At 35.9% G+C, this 2287-nt stretch carries 2 protein-coding genes; both read right to left on the bottom strand.

From position 1 onward, the window contains the following. Nucleotides 1-477 precede the first annotated feature (477 nt). On the bottom strand, nucleotides 478-579 hold the full coding sequence (locus tag F6K49_RS53915; protein ID WP_366514302.1) for a winged helix-turn-helix domain-containing protein: 102 nt from the start codon (nucleotides 577-579) through the stop codon (nucleotides 478-480). 281 nt (nucleotides 580-860) lie between these two features. Beyond that, nucleotides 861-1094 carry a helix-turn-helix domain-containing protein gene (locus F6K49_RS42300; protein WP_293107346.1) on the bottom strand — a complete coding sequence of 78 codons (234 nt, stop codon included), beginning with the start codon at nucleotides 1092-1094 and terminating at the stop codon, nucleotides 861-863. Nucleotides 1095-2287: the final 1193 nt, after the last annotated feature.

The following is a 2287-nucleotide window of genomic DNA, read 5'->3' as shown; positions in this document are numbered from 1 at the left end:
GGGGAAACCACGGCAGTCGCTCATGGGGGAGACCCCCAAGACCGCGCTGCCTCCCCAAGACCGCGCTGCATCGCTTTTTACTGCGATGCCATCCAGCATTATCTTCTACTAACAACACTTTTTTTTGGAGAAATGCCTACATCTTTAGCAAAGCTTTTATAGACTAGGTTTAACCATTCAGTATTTACTCTGGGTATTAAATACCATAAAGTTTTTCCGGTCTTCGGTTGGACAAATCCATAGACATACAACCATTGATAGCGATGTTGAACAATCGCAATTGGTCTTTCTCCTAACGCGCGACCATACCTTGTCTTGATGCAATAGCGAGTGGGGAAACCCCCAAGACCGCGCTGCATCGCTTCTCAATATCGGTTTTAAACCGACTCTATGTTCATCAAAAAACCAAATTTTTATTTCTGAGTTTGGATGGGCTTGTTCAATTTTTTTTACTTTGATTGGTAGGTTTTTAATAAATTAATCTTGATCTATTTTATTTCCTTTCCTATGTTTGGGTCTCGGACTCTGCCATGATAATCTGAGCTTTTTTAAGTAATCCCATCCTCTCTGATTCCACACTTTTTTCACTCTTTGAAGTTACCGTAAGAGAGTGGAGCCTTTATAGGGACAGGTTATGGGTAATATTTTTAAGTTATCTGAAATAAGGCTCCACTCTCTAAGGTTTCGTCTCTGGTTTCTTTTTCTATCCAACGAGCTACTTTTGGACCCGTCCACCTCCCTCCATCTGATGGTCTTGATTCTAGTTCTTTGGCTAATTTTTTAAGTTGATATTCCCTTAGTAGTGGTTTTTTAGCTCCCCTATGCTGTCTGTGCTTATTTTTTAAATTTTGCACTCCTTGTTATCCAAAATCATTATATTTTTTGACGATTTCTTTGCCATAATCATAATTAATACCTACAGCTATAGCACTAGTCTTAATAGTCCAACCTAAGGAGACTTTCCAAAGTAAATGCCATCTTCTTGATTCGTTCGCGTAGCGTGGCCCAAAGGCCACTGAATCTTTACTTTTGAGGTACTTCTGTTTCAGTTCGTCCGAACTATAATGATTAGCTAGGGCAGCTTTTTTGGGCATAAATTTTGTCTCCATCGATTTTTATATATTATACGTGGGTTTTGACAACCGGACTTGGTATTACCCCTTTTACTCATAGCCTGCCGACATTAAAGGCTCAACTGTCTTACGGTAACTTCAAACCAATTAGTCCTATCCATAGCCAAATAGATTTTTTGATCTTTAGTGAATGTTTTATTTGTCCATTCTCGAATAATTGGAAACCACAAATTTTTTATTTGAAATACTGGTAACGACAAAAATCTCTGTACTTTTTTACGTCGTGAGCTAAATTTAATGGGTAAAGGGAGTGACTCTGCGTTTTTTTAAAGTTTGACATTTTTGGTGTCTTGTATAATTATTATTATAAGGTATAAAAACAATAATTGATATTCATAAAGGAGATTTTTTAGATGTTTTTGATATAATTCTGGTCCCATTTTCAATTGATAGGTCGTATTGACAAGTTATGACCTATCTTTTTTTACCATAATTCGCTCAATTTAAGATATATCAAGGGTTACAGGGCGCTTGTCGCCCCCCCAGATTAATTATTCATTAATTACTGAATTTTCGGCGTTGCTAATTTACGGTATTTTTACAGGGTACAGGGTAAACGCATCTAATTTTTTTAATCATATATATAGTGTTTTTTAAATTAAATAAACAATATATATATGTGAAAAAGCAATTGTCAATAAGCACAATAGCGATGCAGCGAGGTTTTGGGGGCTTCCCCCATGAGCGACTGCCGTGGTTACCCCAATGAGCGACTGCATCAAGACAAGGCCAGCTTTATTAATTTTTTTTATTTATTGACAATAAACCATTGAATTTATGGTGTTCATTAATTATAAAATGGTTTGATCAGAAAGGGGAATTTCATGATATTTTAAATAATAAATAATAAATCTAATTAATAATTCCAAAATTGTCTTGATGCAAAGCGCGAGTGGGGCGAACCACCAAGACCGCTTAGGTGCGCTTGACCCGTAATTAAATTCGCCACGGGTCACACCTCTGCATCACTTTTAGGCAGAGCAATTTAGTTTTTTTAATCGTAACTACCCTCAGTTTTAACCTCTATAAATTTTATTACAAATTCGTTGCATTTATATCTTTGTTTTCCTCTTTGATGACCATATTTATGAGTTTTATTACTATGACATTTAGGGCATTCCATGGTTTTTTTTTTTAAATACCATTTTTTTATA

This window comes from Moorena sp. SIO3I6, from assembly GCF_010672095.1.
Note: the sequence above shows the minus strand (reverse complement) of the source record. Positions and strands in the feature narration are given on the sequence as shown.